This is a genomic window from Methanothermococcus okinawensis IH1, from assembly GCF_000179575.2.
GTDB lineage: Archaea > AGJL01 > Methanococci > Methanococcales > Methanococcaceae > Methanofervidicoccus > Methanofervidicoccus okinawensis.
Genome location: NC_015636.1, coordinates 1037736 through 1057514, shown reverse-complemented (window position 1 = coordinate 1057514; position 19779 = coordinate 1037736). Strand labels below are relative to the sequence as shown.

The 19779-nt window shown below is 29.2% G+C and carries 18 protein-coding genes, 1 tRNA gene and 1 other RNA gene; 10 read left to right on the top strand and 10 right to left on the bottom strand.

Annotated elements, in window-relative coordinates; genetic code table 11:
• Positions 1–47: 47 nt before the first annotated feature.
• From METOK_RS05290 to pheS, 3 genes are all read right to left on the bottom strand, one after another.
• Positions 48–833, bottom strand: a complete 786-nt coding sequence (locus METOK_RS05290) for a DUF1188 domain-containing protein (RefSeq protein ID WP_013867188.1) — start codon at positions 831–833, stop codon at positions 48–50.
• Between the two features lie 24 nt (positions 834–857).
• The gene (locus METOK_RS05285; RefSeq protein ID WP_013867187.1) at positions 858–1346 is read right to left on the bottom strand and encodes a FeGP cofactor biosynthesis guanylyltransferase HcgB family protein; all 489 of its coding nucleotides are present in this window, start codon (positions 1344–1346) and stop codon (positions 858–860) included.
• 152 nt (positions 1347–1498) lie between these two features.
• Positions 1499–3019 (bottom strand): phenylalanine--tRNA ligase subunit alpha, encoded by a 1521-nt coding sequence (pheS, locus tag METOK_RS05280; protein ID WP_013867186.1) that lies wholly within the window; start codon positions 3017–3019, stop codon positions 1499–1501.
• A 379-nt stretch (positions 3020–3398) separates the two neighbouring features.
• Between pheS and METOK_RS05275 the strand changes: the two genes are divergently transcribed.
• The 3 genes from METOK_RS05275 to METOK_RS05265 all read left to right on the top strand — a co-directional run bounded on the left by METOK_RS05275 (position 3399) and on the right by METOK_RS05265 (position 6224).
• Entirely contained in the window at positions 3399–4487 is a 1089-nt protein-coding gene (locus METOK_RS05275) for a TIGR01212 family radical SAM protein (protein WP_013867185.1), read from the top strand.
• 134 nt (positions 4488–4621) lie between these two features.
• Positions 4622–5809, top strand: coding sequence for a chloride channel protein (locus METOK_RS05270; protein ID WP_013867184.1), 1188 nt, complete (start codon positions 4622–4624; stop codon positions 5807–5809).
• A gap of 187 nt (positions 5810–5996) precedes the next feature.
• Positions 5997–6224, top strand: a complete 228-nt coding sequence (locus METOK_RS05265) for a hypothetical protein (protein WP_013867183.1) — start codon at positions 5997–5999, stop codon at positions 6222–6224.
• A gap of 112 nt (positions 6225–6336) precedes the next feature.
• Here METOK_RS05265 and METOK_RS05260 read toward each other — a convergent pair whose 3' ends face one another.
• Together METOK_RS05260 and ftsZ are read right to left on the bottom strand one after the other, a co-directional pair.
• A complete protein-coding gene (locus METOK_RS05260) occupies positions 6337–6849 on the bottom strand; it encodes a helix-turn-helix domain-containing protein (RefSeq protein WP_013867182.1) in 513 nt (170 codons plus the stop codon).
• 215 nt (positions 6850–7064) lie between these two features.
• Positions 7065–8162, bottom strand: a complete 1098-nt coding sequence (gene ftsZ, locus METOK_RS05255; RefSeq protein ID WP_013867181.1) for a cell division protein FtsZ — start codon at positions 8160–8162, stop codon at positions 7065–7067.
• Between the two features lie 200 nt (positions 8163–8362).
• On the opposite strand from ftsZ, the gene ffs reads away from it, so the two are divergent.
• From ffs to purT, 3 genes are all read left to right on the top strand, one after another.
• An RNA gene (gene ffs / locus METOK_RS08465) (signal recognition particle sRNA) lies at positions 8363–8678 on the top strand.
• A 250-nt stretch (positions 8679–8928) separates the two neighbouring features.
• The gene (locus METOK_RS05250; protein ID WP_013867180.1) at positions 8929–9435 is read left to right on the top strand and encodes a YfcE family phosphodiesterase; all 507 of its coding nucleotides are present in this window, start codon (positions 8929–8931) and stop codon (positions 9433–9435) included.
• Between the two features lie 297 nt (positions 9436–9732).
• Positions 9733–10899 (top strand): formate-dependent phosphoribosylglycinamide formyltransferase, encoded by a 1167-nt coding sequence (purT, locus tag METOK_RS05245; RefSeq protein WP_198005249.1) that lies wholly within the window; start codon positions 9733–9735, stop codon positions 10897–10899.
• A 60-nt stretch (positions 10900–10959) separates the two neighbouring features.
• On the opposite strand, the gene METOK_RS05240 is transcribed toward purT, so the two are convergent.
• On the bottom strand, positions 10960–11652 hold the full coding sequence (locus METOK_RS05240) for a metal-dependent hydrolase (protein ID WP_013867178.1): 693 nt from the start codon (positions 11650–11652) through the stop codon (positions 10960–10962).
• 235 nt (positions 11653–11887) lie between these two features.
• Here METOK_RS05240 and METOK_RS05235 point away from each other — a divergent pair, with 235 nt between their 5' ends.
• A complete protein-coding gene (locus METOK_RS05235) occupies positions 11888–12223 on the top strand; it encodes a helix-turn-helix domain-containing protein (protein WP_013867177.1) in 336 nt (111 codons plus the stop codon).
• A gap of 15 nt (positions 12224–12238) precedes the next feature.
• Positions 12239–14209: a bifunctional NADP phosphatase/NAD kinase gene (locus METOK_RS05230; RefSeq protein ID WP_048057899.1), complete on the top strand. Its 1971-nt coding sequence runs from the start codon at positions 12239–12241 to the stop codon at positions 14207–14209.
• Here the strand turns inward: METOK_RS05230 and pyrE are convergent.
• Entirely contained in the window at positions 14206–14766 is a 561-nt protein-coding gene (gene pyrE, locus METOK_RS05225; RefSeq protein WP_048058055.1) for an orotate phosphoribosyltransferase, read from the bottom strand. The two genes, METOK_RS05230 and pyrE, sit on opposite strands and share 4 nt — an antisense overlap.
• A gap of 161 nt (positions 14767–14927) precedes the next feature.
• Between pyrE and METOK_RS05220 the strand changes: the two genes are divergently transcribed.
• Positions 14928–16238 carry an S-layer protein gene (locus METOK_RS05220; protein WP_048057898.1) on the top strand — a complete coding sequence of 437 codons (1311 nt, stop codon included), beginning with the start codon at positions 14928–14930 and terminating at the stop codon, positions 16236–16238.
• 33 nt (positions 16239–16271) lie between these two features.
• Here METOK_RS05220 and METOK_RS05215 read toward each other — a convergent pair whose 3' ends face one another.
• The 3 genes from METOK_RS05215 to METOK_RS05205 form a co-directional block, all read right to left on the bottom strand.
• Positions 16272–16934 (bottom strand): metal-dependent hydrolase, encoded by a 663-nt coding sequence (locus METOK_RS05215; protein ID WP_013867173.1) that lies wholly within the window; start codon positions 16932–16934, stop codon positions 16272–16274.
• A 157-nt stretch (positions 16935–17091) separates the two neighbouring features.
• Positions 17092–17165, bottom strand: a tRNA-Arg gene (locus METOK_RS05210).
• A gap of 81 nt (positions 17166–17246) precedes the next feature.
• A complete protein-coding gene (locus tag METOK_RS05205; protein ID WP_013867172.1) occupies positions 17247–17954 on the bottom strand; it encodes a (5-formylfuran-3-yl)methyl phosphate synthase in 708 nt (235 codons plus the stop codon).
• Positions 17955–18514: 560 nt separating this feature from the next.
• On the opposite strand from METOK_RS05205, the gene METOK_RS05200 reads away from it, so the two are divergent.
• Positions 18515–19771 (top strand): cation:proton antiporter, encoded by a 1257-nt coding sequence (locus METOK_RS05200; protein WP_013867171.1) that lies wholly within the window; start codon positions 18515–18517, stop codon positions 19769–19771.
• Positions 19772–19779 lie beyond the last annotated feature (8 nt).

Below are 19779 nucleotides of genomic sequence, written 5' to 3'. Positions count from 1 at the left end.
TTAAAAAATATTTTATTATTTTTATTTTATTTTTTATTATTATATTATTATTTTGCTTTTACTACAAATGAATTGATTTTCTCCATATTTTTTGATAATATCCTATCTATTTCTGGGATAATGTATTCATCCAAACAACTTACAGTTATTGCAGGTGCATTTACCTCACCTATAAACTTTTTAGCATCTTTTTCATGGAATAATATGCCCTCATAATACTTTAAATTAGGTAATGCATAAAGCACACCATCGAGCTCCTTTATTTCAGCACAGGAATCAAGCACAGTGTCGATAGTTAAGGTCATAGTTCCAGAAGTTTTTGAAACCTTTGATGACCTAAAAGTATTCAACAAACCTCTTTTTTTGCCAGTGTTTAATCTATCCATAGAATTATCTATTTCAAAAATATCCTTATCGTATGTGCATTTTGGATTTTCTACGATAAGAACCTCGGGATTAAATTTTGATAAAATTTCAGGACTTATACCACCAATTCCAGTTATATCAACAATTAAATCAGGATTTAGTTTCCCATTTCTCAATGCTAAATTGAATTTGTTTGAATCCATAAAGGTTATTTTTTCACTAACTATCATGTCTTTTAAATGCGGATAAACATCTACAAGAATTACCTCATCAGAATCTTTTAACAGTGCATGTGCCATATAATTTCCGCATAAATAAGCTCCAAAAACAATTGTTTGATTGAATTCCTGCCCTTCTAAGAAATATTTTATAGCGTTTGTCTTCTTTTCTACTATATCGTAAATAATATCTTTAACTTTTATTTTTGATTTTATGGTTTTTACGGTTTCTGTTATACCATATTTCATAATATCACCAATTACTATCTATTACTATCTAATCCCTATCCTTTTTAGTGCATCTATTAATTCACTTTTTACAGTATCTTCAATATTTCTTTTATGGATAACCGATGGTGGAGATAATGAACCAGTTAATATTCTTCCTTTATTATCCATGATTAATAGCATTGAACCAGAACCCGGGACTCCTAACCTACCTCTTGCAATAACAATATCTGCGTTTGAAATATCTACGGCAATTAATCCCTTATTTAATACAGGCATTCTTGTTAAATCTGAAACTTCTGTGTGTAGGTCTATTTTTGATACAGATATATTGTTGTTTTTTTCTTTATCCAATATCTCTAAGAGAATATCCTTTACTACTTTAAATTTTTTTGGATTGTTTGTTGCAATAACAATATTTTTAGCATTTAGTATTGTTTGTCTGATTAATTCAACCTCTTCTTTTTTGTCCCCCATTCTATTTCCATGACATGATTCTTCATAGGCGCGCTTTATCGAATCTTCAATTTTCATAATTTCACTTTATGTGTATTTACTATTTACTACTTCTTTTATTAATTATTCTAATTTATTTTTATTAAATATTTTTAATTATTTTATTAATTTATTACTATTTTATTTACTATTTTATTATTTTATCAGTTTTTTATTATTTTATTAATTTATTAGATATTTGCCCTATATTTAACTTTTTTAAGCCAGTTTAGTTCATTTCTATGGAGCTCCCTTATATCATTTAATCCCAATCTAAGCATAGCTAACCTACTCAATCCAATGCCCCACGCTAAAACGGGTTTTTCTATTCCAATAGGTTTAAGCACCTCAGGTCTAAACATTCCAGCACCTAAAAGTTCAAGCCATCCTTTTCCTTCTAAATAAACCTCTGCTTCCAATGAAGGTTCTGTGAATGGGAAGTATGAAGGTCTTACTCTAACCTTATCAAATCCTAACCTTTTTAAAAACTCTATCAAAATGCCCATTAGATTATCAAAATTAACATCTTCGTCCATAATTATTCCTTCACATTGGTAGAATTCAGGTAGATGCTTATAGTCAATAGCCTCGTTTCTAAATACTCTATCTATGCAAAATACTTTATGAGCTCCATTTTTTTCCTCATCAGATAGTGAAGCCAAATATTTTATGGATGAAACGGTTGTATGGGTTCTTAAAACCGTTCTTTTTGATATATTTTCATCAAATTTATAATTCCATCCCTTAGAAATCTTTTCACCGTTAAATATTCCTTTTTCATGCATCTCCTTAACTTTTTTTAGGAGCTCAGATGGGACATCTCCCTTATTTGGATATCTTAAAAAGAATGTATCTTGCATATCTCTTGCTGGATGGTCTTGTGGTTCAAATAATACATCAAAATTCCAAAATTCTGTTTCAACAATAGGATTTTTTACTTCCTTAAAGCCCATTCCAATTAAAATATCCTTAACTTCATGTATCACCCTTGTCATAGGGTGTAATTTAGCGGGATATATATCTTCTGTTGGAATATTGACATCATAAGGTCTTATATGATATTCTTTCCATTTTCCACTGATAATATGTTCTCTTGTTAATTGTGAGATTTCCTCCTTTATTTCAATTGGATTTTTTATAAATTCTTTTCCTTTTTCTGTCAATTTAATTATTCTATCGATATCTTCTTCAATCTCAATAAATCCTCTTTTTTTTAGATTATCAATGGCTTTTTTATTATCTACATTATTATATTCTTTTAAATTATTGTTTGTTTTTATCTTTTTTAGGAGCTCCTCCTCTTCATCCACATAGTCTAAATCATCTATAACAATATTTCCTTTATCAATCCTTGCAATCTTTTTTTTCTTTAAATTACCTAATGCGGGGCTTATTTCGGATTTATCCAAAATTTTATTTAAATCCTTAATGGGTATTGAATTTATACCTTTTTCTTTTAAATAATTTGCAATTTTTCGTTCTGGAAAACCTTCATTTAGGGCTTTTTCTCCTCTTTCTGTTAATTTAATATATTCTTTCTTATTTTCAATAATTTCTACCAATCCTTTTCCAGACAGCCATAATGCAGTTCTCATAACCTTTGTTTCTGAGCCCATCAATTCATTTTCTGCCAATTCTTTAACATTAAATTCCTCTTTTCCACTATCTTGAAATATTTTTAAGAGTTTTTTTTCATCTATATGTAATTCCATTATTCCACGCTCCAATGTATTCAAAATTATAAGAATTATAATTATAATTTATAATTATGAATATCTTTATATTTTATAATGGTATTGCTAACTTCAAGCTATTTTAACCATATATTCTTCATAACCACATAATATAATATCAATAATAATTAATACTTAATCATTAATACCAATACTTCACATTTATATTCTAATAGATATAATTATAATGCCATAAAATAATAATCATGATTATTCATTATATTCATTATAATTCATTAATTAGTTTATTAATTTTATTAATTTAATTAATTAGTCTATTTTATTTAATTTATTTAAAATATTTTATAATTCGATGAGTGTATAACAATAAAATAATTTAATATTAAATGGTGAGCTCATGGCAATAAAACCTAAAACCAAGTATGAAAAGGATGCTAAAATTGATATTAATAAAATTAATACTAATATAAAAAGTATAGATTGCAATAAGATATCTTCTAAAAATAATAATATTGTTAAACCTATCGATAAAAATATTATTGATAGTATCTATTTGAAGGGATTTACCATAGCACAGTATGGATTATATTTAAAAAAGGCAAAACCCTATAAAACCTTTAAAATACCTGTTGATGCAGGATTTTCATGTCCAAATAAGGATGGCACTCTCGATACAAAGGGCTGTATATTCTGCCCAAAGATGGGAAGGCCTATAAGCGTTAAATATTGTAATGTGAAATATACATTAAAGGAACAGATAGAAAAACAGATAGAAAAACAGAAAAACAAAGGCATTGAGAAATTTTATATATATTTTTATCCTGGAACTAATACCCATGGCACTCCTGAAAGATTAAAGGAGCTCTGGGATTTTGCATTGTCTTATCCCGATGTAATTGGGTTATCCATAGGAACTCGACCTGATTGTCTTGAAGATGAAAAATTAGATATTTTGGAGGATTATGTAAATGAAGGTTATGAGATATGGATTGATTTGGGAATCCAATCCATGCATCAGAGAACCTTGGATTTTCTGAACAGAAGACATAATGTATCCGATACTATTAAGGCAATAAATAATTGCAAAAAGAGAAATATTTTTGTATGTGGTCATGTGATTTTAGGACTTCCAAATGAAACATGGGACGATATGATAAAAACTGCACAAATATTATCCGACTTGGAAATTGATGCACTGAAAATATACCCCTTAGTTGTAATTCAAAATACTGAATTGGAGGAGCTCTATTGGAGAGGAGAGTATAAAACCCTTGATGAAAAACAATATGTAAAACTTGTATGTGATTTTTTAGAACATTTATCCCCTTATGTGCTTATTCAAAGGTTATCAAAAGATAAAACCCCCGATGAAATAAAAGTATCTCCTGAATGGAACTTACACAGATTAAAGATATTAAATGAAGTTTCCAACGAATTAAAAAGAAGAAATACAAAACAGGGCGTATATTATAAATATAAATATTAAATATATAAAAAATATAATAATTTAAAAATATTTATAATAAAAAAGGAATACTAAAAATTAAAAATAAATAAAAAATATATTATAAAAATAAAAAATATTTAATTATTAGCTTTATTTAATTTTTGGGGATGGGCATGGATAGAAAACAGGGTTTAAATGTATTTAAACATATTTTTAAATGGACAATAATATCGGCAATTATTGGGGTAGTTGGTAGTCTAAGTTCTATTATCATTACAAAAATTATTATTTTATTATCCCATTTATCTCATAATAACATATATCTTATTCCAATTGTCCTTGCATTTGCAGGGTATCTTGTAGATAGATATCCTTATTTAAAAGGTCCTGGCGTAGATAGAACATTAAATGCATACAATAACAAAATATTATTAAATCCATTTATTGGATTTTTAAAGGTAATTATATCAGGTATTGTAATAGGTGTTGGAGGAAGTGGGGGGAAGGTTGGTCCGTCCATTCAGGCTAGTGCCTCTTTTGCAGATTATATATTTAAGAAATTTAAATTAAAAAACAGAAAGGCACTTTTTATAAGTGGTATTGCAGGTGGAATAAGCGGTGATTTATGTGCTCCACTTGGTTCTGCAATATTTGCAGCAGAGATTGTAAAGAGAGAGGGATTTGAATATATATCGTGCTTTCCAGCAATAATGTCAAGTATTTTTGGATATTTATCATTTTTTTGGATATTTAAACAGGAGAGATTATTTACTCCCCCTATTTACCATATCACCATATTGAATCTTCCAAATATATTCTTATGTGCCATTTTCTGCGGTGCTATGTCCTATATATACATTCATACTTTTGATATTGTAAGAACCTTTTTTAATAAATTGCCCTATCCTCAATATTTAAAATCATTTATAGGTGGCTGTATTGTTGCATCCATTGGATATTTTATTCCACAGTCATTGGGCTTAGGTGCTGAGTTGGTGCATCAATTTTTAACATTGAAATATGGTATAGTAGCCCTTTTTTTGATTTTATTTGGAAAAATATTTACAACCTCATTTACCGTTGGCTCTGGAACGCCTGGTGGGTTGGTAATACCATCTATTGTTATTGGATCCTCAGCAGGAGCTCTGTATGGAACACTAATCGGAGCTCATACCCTCGTGCCTTTTGTTGTTGTTGGCATAGCAACAAGTTTATCTGCTATGGCAAATGTGCCATTGGCTTCTGCAATATTATGCACAGAGATATTTGGTTTTGATTGTGCAATACCATCAGCAATCGGAGCTCTTATGGGCTTTCAACTTGTAAGATGGAAAACCATTTATGAGAATATTAAATTTTAAATATATTATTAATTTTTATATCATTAATTTTATTTATTTTTAGTTTTAATTAATATATTCTGTTTTATCAATATGTCTAAAAATGTTCTATAAATCATATATATCTTTTTTAAATATTTCAATTATCAAAAAACACTTTAAAAAAAAGATGGAAAAAATAAAAAAAGATAAATAAAGAGGTATGAACATGTGCGAAGTTAAATCAGATAATATAATAAACAAAAAAGAACATAGGGAAGATTTACTGTTAATGGATAAAGAGGGATTAATTATAGTCCCTATTCGTTCATCTGTTGAAGAATATGTAGGAAATATAGCATTAACAATATACTGTGCTTCAAACAATATGATGGATAGATTAAATAAATGCAATGAAGATATCGACAATAACATAACTAAAATAACTATTGAATGAAAAAATGGACAGGTTGTTATTGAAGATATGGGAAATTATTTAAAACTTTCAAAGTTATAATACACGGTAATATTTATTTTTATATTTATATTTTTTATAATATACTACTTTTTTATATTTTATTTGCAACAATTTCAAGAGCATTCATAAAAGCATCCTTCTCGGGTATTACAACTGCAACGGGGACTCTTACTACCTTTTCAATGCTTGAACTTACAATAGGGGCACAAATTATAGCCTTAACTCCTTCCCTTTCTGCCTGTATCGACGCAGTAATACATTCCTCCAAGGAATTTGCAGGATATTCTTTTAATAGATAATCTTTACCATTCACAGAATATATTTTGGTTTTTATTTTATTTAATGAAGGTCTAGCAGCAATAACAGCTATTTTGTCAATTTCATCCTTACCTTTCTCAAATTCCTTTATAGTATCTATAATTTTTTTGAGGGTTGATACCCTAAAATCCCTACCTTGCACTATTTTATAAAGTGTGCTATATGGAATACCTGATATTTCGGAAAATTCCTTTAACGGTATATTAAGTTCCAGTAGAATTTTTTTAAATTCATCTATAAATCTATTTGAATCCAAGCTTAATAAAAGCCTCTCATGCACTTTCATGGTTTCACAAAATAAGTTTTATGGTAATAAATCTTAAAATAAATATTATTATCGTTTAAGTTTATAATTAAGTTAATAATAGGTAATAATGGCTATAAGTGATAAATTATAAAACATACATTCAGTAATATAAAGGGGTAATGATAATATAATAAATTAAAAGGATAAAAAATTAGGGGATAGGCATAATATACATGTAAAAATTAGGTGGGAAATTATACAATATAGTCAATGCCTAATGATTTACTTTTTTGAGAAGATTTAGGAATTATTCTTCTTCTCGGCATATCACCACTTCCAAATATACTTGAAGATTTTACACCAGTTATTATAGCCATAACTCTAATGCAACCTTCCATAGCTGGGTCAATTCTTGCACCCCAAATTACATTTGCACTGGGTTCCATATTTTCAGTGATGCCTTCACCTATTCTGTTAGCTTCTCCAAGTGTTAAATCGGGACCTCCTGTAATATGTATCAGAGCTCCTGTGGCACCTTTATAATCAACATCCAAAAGAGGACAGCTTAATGTATCCTTGACAACTTTTTCTACCCTATCTCCTTTTGTCTCATAATCTACCTCACCAACGCCAATCATTGCCACTCCACCGTCGGTCATAATTGACCTTACATCAGCATAATCTATATTTATTAAGCTTTTCTTTGATATAGTTTCAGTGATGCCTTTAACTGCCTGAGCTATTATCTCATCTGCAACTTTAAATGCTTCATTTATGGGTAAATTTGGCACAAAATCAACAAGTCTGTTGTTGTCAATTACAATAACTGTATCACATCTTTCTGTTAAATTCGCAAGACCTTCATCAGCCTTTTTTAATCTTGCCCTTTCTATCTTAAAAGGATAAGTTACCATTCCAATAACTACTGCACCATTTTCTTTTGCTATTTCAGCTACAATCGGTGCAGAACCAGTACCTGTTCCACCACCCATTCCAGCAGTGACAAATACTAAATCTGCATTTTTTAAAACATCTTCCAAAACATTTTTTGCGAGCTCAGCTGATTTTTTTCCAATCTCAGGATATCCTCCTGCTCCAAGTCCTCTTGTTAATGTGGAACCAATTAAAATTTTCTTATCAGCGTTTATATGCTCTAAATGCTGTTTATCGGTGTTTAAAGCGATAGTTTCTGCACCTTCAATACCTATCTCCATAAGTCTATGAACTGTGTTATTTCCTGCACCTCCGCAACCTACTACAATAATACTGGCATTTCCAAAATCATCTTTTGACATTTGTTTATTGTATAATTCGTTGTTATTTTTTGACAATGCTTCATTGACCAATCTCATACTATCCTCCTTCTTACTGTATAAAAAATATAACTATAATATGATTATAATATAAATTAATATACATTTAATTTTATACTATCACATATTTATATTTTCCTTTTTAATTATATTAAAGATATTAAATAAGAATGAAAATTTAAATAATAAAATGAAAAATGTAAAAATCGTAAAGTATATATACATTAAATATAAATAATAGTTTGGCTAGGCTGGGGGGTTAGGCGTCCCCTGTAACCCGAAATCGCCTTATGCGGGAGCCGAAAACTTGGGGGCGGTATGGGCATCCTCCTGCTCATTCCCAAGTTCTGCGTTGACATTTCGTCCTGTGGGGTAAGGCGGTGGAGGAACCTACTCTGTAAGGAGTGGGCAAACCTCCTTAATCCACCGAACCCCGTCAGGCCCGGAAGGGAGCAGCGGTAGGTGGGACGCTAACGCTCACAGGGTAGCGGAATCGAGTAGAACTTGGGGCAGATGAGCAGGGGGAGCTCATACCCACCCCAAGGAAGCCACTTTTTATTGGTATATAAATAAATTCATATGAGATATATGGATTATTATCAAATTTATTTAACTATTTTTGGATATCTGGTTAATTTTATTTTTATTTATAAAAAATTTTATTGAAATTATTATTTTACGATTAAATTAGTTATATTATATTAGCAATACAATACATAGATATTAATGGATAATATTATATAGCCTATTATTTAGCATATCTCTAACTTAACATGCCCATATTTAAAGAATAGGAGGGAATAATTTGATTATAGGAGTTATTTCAGATACACATATAGGGGATAGGGCAGACAAATTACCAAAAGAGATAGAGGATAAATTTTCAAATGTAGATTTAATTATTCATTGTGGAGATATTACTTCAAAATCTGTTTTGAATGAATTAAATGACATAGCAAATACAATAGCAGTTAAAGGAAATATGGATTATTTAGAACTTCCAAGGGAAGAGATTTTAAATATTAATAACTTTAAAATAGGCATAATTCATGGAGATATAATCCATCCAAGAGGGGATTTATTAAAGATGAAATATTACAGTTTAGAAAAAGGCTTGGATGTTCTTATATCTGGACACACCCATGTTCCCCTTATAAAAGAAATAGAAATATCTGAATTAAACAAAAAAATCCTTTTATTAAATCCTGGAAGTCCAACAGTTCCAAGGTTTCCACTTAAAACCATCATGAAAATTGAAATCGAAAATAACACAATAAATCCAAAATTAATTCCAATAATAAATAAGGAGTAATAATAAGGTCATATAGGTTAAGTAAATAAAAAATATGAAATATCCATTTAATATATAGAATAAACTAAAAAATAATAAAATATTATTATAAATAATTAAAAATTAAAATAATAAAATATAAAATAATAAAAATAAAATAAATAATAAATTAAAAAAATAAAAATAAAATAATTTTAAATTTCAATGTTTTATATATTTATATATTTTTATATTATACTGGTGTTATTAATTAATAATATTTATAATATTTAAATTATATTTATAATTATAATAAAATAATAATTTGGTGAAATAATGATAATTGGAACCCCTCTTTTTTCAAATGCAACTAAGATATTGTTGTTAGGTAGTGGTGAGCTCGGTAAAGAATTAATTTTGGAGGCTCAAAGATTAGGTATAGAATGTGTTGCAGTGGATAGTTATCAAAATGCCCCTGCAATGCAAGTTGCACATAGGAGTTATATCGTTGATATGAAGGACGGAGACGCCCTAAGGGAAATCATTGAAAAAGAAGTCCCTGATTATATTATCCCAGAGATAGAAGCAATAAATACTGAAACTCTCATAGAAATGGAAGAATTTGGAAATATTGTAGTTCCAAATGCTAGTGCTACAAAAATTACAATGGATAGGGAAGCCATTAGAAGATTGGCAGCTGAAAAGCTTAATTTAAAAACTGCCAAATATGAATTTGCAGAATCATTGGATGAATTAAAGGATGCAGTAAGTAAAATTGGTATGCCCTGCGTTGTTAAGCCTATAATGTCATCCTCTGGAAAAGGTCAGAGTATTGTTAAATCAGAAAAAGATATTGAAAAAGCTTGGAATCATGCTACGAGCTCCGCAAGAGGTATCGGAACAAAGGTCATAGTTGAGGAATTTATAGAATTTGACTATGAAATTACCCTTTTAACTGCAAAAACCGAAGAGGGAATTAAATTCTGTCCCCCTATTGGACATATTCAAATAGATGGTGATTATCATGAGAGCTGGCAACCCCATCCCATGAGTGAGGAAACTTTAATAAGAGCTCAGGACATGGCATACAAAATAACAAGCATGCTTGGAGGTCGCGGTATATTTGGCGTGGAACTATTTGTTAAAGGAGATGAAGTAATATTCAGCGAAGTTTCACCAAGACCCCATGATACAGGGATGGTTACTATGATTACCCAAAATATGAGTGAGTTTGAGATACATCTTAGAAGTATATTGGGACTTCCTGTTGATATAAAATTAATAACTCCCGGAGCAAGTCATGTAATAAAATCAGATATTTATAAATGGGCTCCACAATACGATATTTCGGACGCTATGATGGTGCCAAATACAAAGATAAGAATATTTGGAAAACCATTGGCAAAGATTGGGAGAAGGATGGGAGTTGCATTGGCGTCTGCTGATGATATTGAAACTGCAAGAGAAAACGCTAAAAAATGTGCCCATGCCGTTGAAATAAAATAATATAATAATAAAACTAAATATGGGAAACATCTCTCAAAACATTTAAATAATAATATATTCTTAAAATATATTTTTTTTCCATATAAAATAAGCTACAACTAAAAACCATAAAACCATAATTATTACTGCTTCTTTTTTATGAAATTTATAATTTAAAGGATATAATGCATTACATCCAGCAGGGGTTAGACTATCTCCGACTATGTGGGATAAATATCCCAATCCTATGGGTATAATGTAATGATACATCCCCTGAAAAGTTATAAGAGGATTTACTTCCGAAATGATTAAATACACACCTATCCAAACAAAAACACATATTGCTATTACTTTACCGAGAAGCTTATCATTTGTAACCATTATTAAGGCAATTATTCCTGCAATTATAGGAGATATTATAGATAGTTTATAAGCTAAAAATCCTAATATTGGAGAAATTACTACTAAACTTAAAAATGTGTGGGTAATACCCCTATGTTCTGCAAAATAAGGAATTAAATAAATCAACAATATAGAAACTGCTCCGACAAAAAGACCCAAATCAAAATACTGAGGTTTAAATATATAAACCAGAAAATCTATAAGAATAAGAACTCCTGAAAAATATATACCTCTCTTCACAATCTCAGACTTTACATTATGGTCTAAGTCTGGATACAGAGCTCCGGCAACAACCAAAAAAATCTGTTCAGGAGATGACAAAAAAGGCAGTCCCATTATTATTCCCAATATTGTATGTCCTTTCCAGTTCATAATAACACTTTATTTTTTATTATATTTTTTATATTTTTATTTACATTTTTTTTACAATTATTATTTTATCTTTATATTTTTATTATTTTAATATGCTATTATTTTATTTATAAATTAAATTGTTTATTCCTATTAATTATTTTATTTATTTTATCTATAAAATATCTAATATAACATAACTTAAAATATTAAATATTATCATATATGCAATTAAGGTGATAAATTGGATAAATTGATGATTACGAGAATGCAAAAATTCACTGTTGAAGATTTAATGAGGTGCATATTAGGGCTCCAAGAAATAGAAATTAGGGTGTATTTAGAACTTATGGAGTTAAATGAGGCTTCCGTATATGATATAGCAGATAAAATTGGTAAAGACAGAACAACCGTCCAAAAAGCACTTAGAAGTTTAGTAAATTGTGGATTGGTTAAAAGAGAAAAAGTTACAGAAACCGTGGGTTATAAGTATATGTATAGAACTGTTGAATTTGAAAAGGTAAAGGAGCTCATGGAAAAACTTTTGGATGAATGGTATATTGGTGTGAAGGAGTGGTTAAGTAAGAACTAATTTTTTGGTGAAAGGATGGATATGCTTGATATAGTTATAAAAGTGGCTGAAAATATTGAAAAAGGGGTAAAACCATTAATTGGATGGGAGAAATCCGATGAGATTGTAAAGATTGGGGCAGATGGGACTCCAACTAAAAAAATAGACTTAATAGCAGAAAACATAGCTATAAAATCTATTGAAAAATATTGCAGTGCACTGCTTGTAAGTGAAGAAATAGGTTTTAAAAAGATAGGAAAGGGCATTCCAGAATATGTCATTGTCTTAGACCCCATCGATGGAACATTCAATGCCTTAAACGATATACCGATATATTCAGTTTCAATAGCCATGGGGCATTTGAAAAAATCAGCTTGCAATAATATCAAAAATGATTATGATGAAAATGATAAGAATGATGATTTTTATGAAAATCTGTTAAGTGGTATGACTATTAATGATTTAGAAGTAGGAGTAGTAAATAATATAGCAACGGGGGATATTTATTGTGCAAAAGTTAATGAAGGAGCATATATCATAGAAAGTCCCAATAGAGAAAAAAGGAAAATAAATGTTTCAAATATAAAAAATCTGAAAGATGCCTCTGTTGGAGTTTTTGCCTATGGTTTAACAACAAATACGCTTGATTTTATAAAGGATAGAATGGTAAAAAGGATAAGAATTTTTGGTTCCGCAGCATTGGAAATGTGCTATGTAGCAAGGGGGGCTTTAGACGCATTCATAAATGTAAATAAAACTACGAGATTATGCGATATTGCAGGAGGTTATGTGATTCTTAGGGAATCTGGGGGTATAATCACAGATAAAGATGGAAAAATAATCGATATGGGATTAAATGTATATGAAAAAACATCGCTTATATGCTCAAATAATGCCCTTCATAAAAAATTTGTTGGAATATTTGGAAATAAATGGATGCTTAAACCAACAAAATTTGGCATTATTTCAAGGATTGACAGAAGAGATGCCCTTAATTTAGTCCTAGATGTTATAAAATATTTGGATTCAAAACATATTAAGTATGCACTGGAACCTTCACTATGCGAGATTATCAATAATTTCAACAATAACTGCGATAACAAAGATATTAACAGCAATAACAATAACCAGAACAACATGAGCAAGGATATAGGTAATAATAATATAGATAATGATAATATGGATAATAAAAATAATATTACTAGTAATAATAACAAACCCATTGAATACGAACCTATGACTGATTTAAATGATATATCCCATATAATATCTATTGGTGGAGATGGAACAGTTTTAAGGGCTTCACGAGTTATAAATGGTAATGAGATACCAATAATTCCAATAAATATGGGTACAGTAGGTTTTTTAACGGAATTTAATAAAAATAAAGTATTTGAAGCAATAGATAAGATTGTAAATGGAAACTATGAAATTGAAAAGAGAACAAAATGTGCAGGATTGATTAAACATGCAGATTACTCTTTAAGTAGCGGTTGTGAAGATAAAGATAATAAAAATAATTTTAATAACTCACATAATTATAATAATTTCCAAAAAATACTTCCTGATGCCTTAAATGAAGTGGTTATAATAACAAAAAGTCCTGCAAAGATGCTTCACTTTGAGGTGTATGTAAATGGAAACTTTGTAGAGGATGTTAGGGCAGATGGTCTTATTGTATCCACACCAACAGGTTCAACGGCATATTCATTGAGTGCAGGCGGTCCAATTTTAGAGCCTTCGGTTGATGCATTTGTAATTGTTCCAATATGCCCATTTAAATTGTTTTCTCGCCCAATAGTTATTGATGGAAACTCAGAAATTAAAATAAAAGTATTAAAAAAATCCACACTTGTTGTAGTGGATGGAAATATTGAGGATGAGGCTAAAAAAGGAGATGAAATAATTTTAAGAAAATCCAATTCCTACTCCTATTTTGTTAAAGGATGCAATTTCTACAACAAATTGAGAAAACTTAGTATTATTGGAAAAAGGGATGAATGTTAATTTTTTAATTCATCTACCTTTACAAGAGGTATTAATTCAACACCCATATCCTTTAAATATTCCTCAGCACCTTCCATTCTATCTACTATTACAAATACCTTTTTAACAATTCCTCCATTTTTTCTTATTTCATTTACCGCCTTTGCAACACTTCCGCCTGTGGTTGTGACATCCTCCACAACAACAACTTTATCGTTTTTATTCAATGTTCCTTCGATTTTATTTTTAGTACCATAATCTTTTGCCTTTTTTCTTATAATAATCAAATCTTTTTCTGTTTCGATAGATACTGCTGTGGCTATTGGAACCGAACCCAATTCAACACCAGCAATTTTTATATTTTCATTCAATTCATCTTTTAAATAAGATTTTATCAATTGTGCAGCAGTTTTTAAAACCTTTGGATTTGTGGTGGCTTTTTTAATATCCACATAATAATTACTTGTTTTTCCAGAAGCCAGAACAAATTCACCAAATTTTACGCACTGGACTTCTTTTAAAAGAGAAATCAACCTTTCCTTTAATTGAGAAGTTTTGGAGTCAGATTTTGTAGTAATATCGGAGCTCCTATTTAAATGGCTTTTACTATTCAATATATCACCATATATATTAAATCTTTTAAAGTTAATTATATTAATTATAAATAATAATTATGTATTATCATGATATAATATTAATCATAAGTATAAGTTAATGTTATAAATATTTTGGTGATTGTATGAGAATGAAAATGGGATTATTAATATTGATAGGTTTTTTTATAATAATAATGTCGAGCTCTGCCATAGACCTGAGTAATAGTCCGTTGATTGTTGTAAATAAGGATAGTCCAGATGCACCTTATGCCAAAATGATTATGGACGAATTTTATCCTTACAAAAAAATTCAGATAGTTAATAACACAATAAAGGTAAGCGAAAATATACATTACAATATTCCTGCAAATAACAGTTTTAAAATAGATAACAATAGGGGAGAGTTATATATAAAATTTGAAAAAGATTCCAGTGGCGATATTAAATACAAAAATATTGAATATCGTGAAAATTTTGGTAATGATAATATAATGTTTTTAGGCAAAACCTACAAGATATTAAATCGTACAGATGATAAGATTGTCCTTTACAACGATGTTAAAAATATATCCACAAATAAATCATTTGAATATAAAAATTATAAGATTGTTTTAAAGGCAATATCTTTTGACGGTAATGCATTAATATTGGATATATCTAAAAATGGAAAACCAGTATGTAATGATTTAAGAATAACTAAGGGAGATTTAGTAAATATTAAAAATTCAAATATAGCGATATGTTATAAAAATATGAGCAAACAGGGGAAGACCAATATCTTTTTATTCAAGATATATAACACGATTGAATTAATTAATAATAAAGATTTTGAGTTGAATAACAATTTTAAAGTCAAAATTGACAATAATGAAATCATCTTAAAATATAAAAATCCAGAAAATCTTAAAGACTTTAATATATTTAATTACAGTATAAAATTGACGAATAATAATAAAAATGGATTAACCTATTTTGATGTAGATTATAAACATAATTATGAAATAAAAAAAGAGGATATTGATGGAACAGAATGCCTTGGAAACAATATATGTGTAGTTAAAAATGGGGATAACCTTCACCTGTATAAAAATGGAAAAGAATATAACAATATAACACATTATTATGCTTCAAATGTTGTTTTAGGCAATAATATATTAAATACGGACAGTAATTTTATATTAATAGGCGGTCCTGTATCTAACAATATAACAAAGAAGATAGAAAATAATTTAAAAATTCCTATAACAAATAGTAATCCTGGAAAAAATAGGGGGGTTATTCAAGTTATAAAAAATCCATATAATCCAAATTACAAAATAATGGTTATAGCAGGTTCTGATAGAAATGGAACTAAGGCTTGTATATTGGCATTATTAAATGGTATATATAATAGTAGCAATGAAAAAGCAATGACTTTTGAATTGGATAATGGCAATGTTAAAATTGTAAAATAAAAAAAGATAGAAATAAATGTAAAAGTATATATATTATAATTCAATAGGAGCTCCTATCTCAGGAATGATTACTTCGACTCCAATATCTTCTACCTTTTTTACTAAATTCAAAATAGTTTGTTCATCCTGTTCAATTGCAGGAAATGTATTGTAATGCATTGGAATAAATATTTTTGGTTTTAAATATTCAACTGCATTTATAGCTTCTTCTGGACCCATGGTATATCTTCCACCCACTGGAAGCAATGCTATATCTGGACTGTATAACTCAGCTATGAGTTTCATATCGCCGAATAACCCTGTATCCCCTGCATGATATACCCTATCATTTACAATATAGCCCGATGCCACACCCCCAGAGGTATTCAAATCAATATCTGAGGAATGTTCTGCGTTAACCATTGTTAATTTTGAATTATTTATAAATATAGTTCCCCCAATATTCATACCTTCTGCATTTACGCCTTTGTTAGATAAATATATGGATATTTCATGGTTTGAGACTACTGGGACATCATATTTTTTTGCCAAATATTCTGCATTTCCCAAATGGTCAGAATGTCCATGGGTTACTGCTATAACTTCCACATCTTTCATAATTTTATCATAGGAAATGTTGCACATTGGATTTGGAACATAAGGGTCTATTAAAACATTATCTACTTTAAAGCAGGAGTGACCATACCATACTATCATAATATCACCAGAATTATATTCTGTCAATTATCTTTATTATTTTTAGGGTATATATTATTTAATTAACATTTAATAATATTTATTTTAATTAACTTAATTAATAATTCCCCTTAATATTATAAAAAATTTAGGATATTTTTAAAATAAAAATATATAACGCCCCTGCCGGGATTTGAACCCGGGTCGGCGAATCCGCAGTTCGCAAGCATGTCCTGACTAACCCACAGGGGCATATTCTATTATATTATTATCTTATATTTTATTATTTTATATTTATTACCTTATTTTTCTCTTAAAAAATTAAAAATAATATTATTTACACAATTTTGATAATTCTTTTACGAGCTCACTTTTTATAGTGCCATTATTTCTATCCCCTTTTGTGCATGCTGCTCCTCTAACTCCCACAATATCGCAATTTATGTCTTTTAATATAGGTATCTCTTCTTTTTTTATGGAGCCTGCTAATGCACATTTTAAACCATAAGAGTGGGTTTCCTCAACAAATTCAGCGAGTATTTTTTCATTTAAATGGTCAAATAATGTTTTACCATCTTTAACAGCAGTATCCAACATAGCAACATCGCATCCAGCATCCCTTGCAATTTTAGGGACTATAAGTGGCTCAACTGCTCCAACCCTATGAGCATCGGCATATCCAGCAGCTACAACGATTTTATTTTCATCTACTCCTTTAACAGCCTTAACAACTTTTTCCATCAAATCCACAGCTTCATTATAGGATTTTGTTCCGTATAATCCTACTTTTATATAGTCTGCACCACTCATGGCAGCTCCAAGTGCAGCAAGTGCAACGGTTCCTGGTTTATAAGGAACATCCCCAATAGCCGCACTAACAAATAGGTTTTTTGGTGTAATTTCTCTTATTTCTTTTATTATCCATGGGAAGTTCGCACCCAATGAACCTTCTGGTGGGTTTTTAACATCTACAATATCAGCTCCACCTTTTATTGTTTCAATAGCTTCATTTACATCTTTTGGACTAACGAGTAATATCATGAGCTCACCTTTTAATTATAATTTATATGATATCATCATATTTTTATATATTATTATTTTATTAATTATTTTATTATTTTTTACCCTACAAGATTTAATAATAATTGATAAATCATAATTCCAAAAGGATTTAGTGTATATATATTTAACGATTTAATATAATCAGAATATTGATAACTATTAATAGTTATTTATATATAGAAATCTAAAAACATTTTAACATTGGTTAATTTATATTTCATCCTATCGATTATAATATACTTATTATTATAGTAAAAGATTAATAAAATAATATTATTATTTTATTACTTATTTTTTATGTTTTTAATCATTATGTATCATTAATAAATAATTTATTATAATAAATATTATTATCGTTATCACATAATACTTAAATGGAAGTTATGAAAGTTATGTATGTTAAAAAATATATATCATATATAATTACAATATGAAGGATAAAACACGATAAGTATTAGGTTTTAGATATATTTTAATAGATGTTACCATATTATTGTTTAACTATATTTAAGGAAACATGATAAGAAAAGGTGTTTTAGATGGAATTAGCCATTATAATTGGATATATCTCCTTATTGCTAATATCCGGGTCAATAATTGCAAAAATAGGGGAAAAATTAAACATTCCTGATATTCCATTGCTTTTAATATATGGTTTGATTGTGGGTCCTTTTTTAGGGATTATTTCCACAGGTTATGCCCAAGACATTTTTGGATATGTTGCCACTATGGGGTTGATAATTATTTTGTTGGGAGGAGCCTTTGAAATGAGGTGGATTGTATTAAAAAAAGTTTTAAAAACCGTTTTAAAATTGGATACTATTGCGTTGATTGGTACATTGGGTGTTTCAGGACTTATATTCAATATGATATTTAAAATTCCGTATTTTAATCCAATAGGGTATTTATATGGTGCTATAACATGTGCTACTGACCCTGCAACATTAATGCCTATATTTTCTAAATCAGACATTAATCCAGAGGTAGCAATAACTCTCGAAGCTGAAAGTGTATTTAATGACCCACTTGGTATCGTAGCTACAACTATAATTTTGGCAATGATGGGGTTGGCCAAGGCTGTTAATCCAATACTCAATTTTTTAAGTCTTGCAGTTGGGGGGATAATACTCGGTTTTATTGGTGGAAAAATATTTGAAAAGACCATTTTAAAGTGGGATTTTAAAGAATATGTGGCACCGCTTATTATTGGTATGGCTATGGCATTGTGGTATTTTGGAGATGTGATATTTCCATATATTGCAGGCTATGAGATAAGCGGATTTATGGCGGTAGCAATAATGGGTCTTTATCTTGGTAATACTCTCACTAAATATCCTGAACAATCTAAAAATGTAGAGAATATAGTTGGATTCTGTGGGGATTTATCCACATTAATAAGAATATTGATTTTTGTATTTTTAGGGGCAAGTATTAGTCTTTCTATTCTTACAAACTACTGGTTTGTTGGACTTGTATGTGCATTAGGTTCTATATTTATTGCCAGACCATTGGGTGTGCTTATTGCAACATCATTACCGCCCAGTAATCCATTAAAAGAGAGATTATATTTTGCATTGGAAGGTCCAAGAGGAGTAGTTCCTGCTGCATTATCCGCAACAGTATCTGCTGAAATTATGAAAAATCCTCATATAATTCCACAAGAAATCCTAAAATACATGCCAGCACAAGAGATTGCAGGTTCTATACTTGTGGCAACATTTATGACAATATTATTAAGCGTTGTTACGGAGGCTTCATGGGCAGAGACCTTAGCTAAAAAACTTTTCAAAGAATAAGGTTCAAA